Origin of the sequence: Antiquaquibacter metalliresistens (assembly GCF_029211225.1) — a bacterium.
Classification (GTDB): Bacteria; Actinomycetota; Actinomycetes; order Actinomycetales; family Microbacteriaceae; genus Rhodoglobus; species Rhodoglobus metalliresistens.
Genome location: NZ_JARGEM010000030.1, coordinates 1 through 547, shown reverse-complemented (window position 1 = coordinate 547; position 547 = coordinate 1). Strand labels below are relative to the sequence as shown.

The 547-nt window shown below is 48.4% G+C and carries 1 protein-coding gene; it reads left to right on the top strand.

Translation table 11 applies throughout. The annotated features are described in order from the left end of the window. The coding region (locus PYV02_RS15330; RefSeq protein ID WP_275759947.1) for a 2-oxo acid dehydrogenase subunit E2 at positions 1 to 411 on the top strand (411 nt) is incomplete at its 5' end. Positions 412 to 547: the final 136 nt, after the last annotated feature.

Here is a 547-nt window from a genome sequence, read left to right as displayed (position 1 = left end):
CTTACCGTACCGGTGATCCGCAACGTAGAAAGCCTCAGTATGGCAGGCATCGAGAAGAAAGTGATCGAACTGGCTGGCAAGGCGAGAGACAATAAGTTGACGATGGATGAGCTGCAAGGCGGTACCTTCACCATCACCAACGGTGGTGTATTCGGTTCACTGATGTCTACACCGATCATCAACATACCACAGAGCGCTATCCTGGGTATGCACAAGATACAGGAGCGCCCAATGGCAATAAATGGCAAAGTAGAAGTACGCCCTATGATGTACCTCGCACTCAGCTACGATCACCGCATCATCGATGGTCGTGAGTCGGTAAGCTTCCTGGTGCGTGTAAAAGAACTGCTGGAAAATCCGGAGCTGCTGCTGATAGGACACGATCCTGTAAAAGCACTTTTAGAACTGTAGTAACAAGGAAATATAAAAAAGAACAGCCGCTGAAAAGCGGCTGTCTTGTTTTAGGCGAAGCGCATATCTTTTGCGCTTATCGTTAAAACCACCACGGTGCAAGCACCGCTGGTTCATGAATTCGTATAGCAAAGCT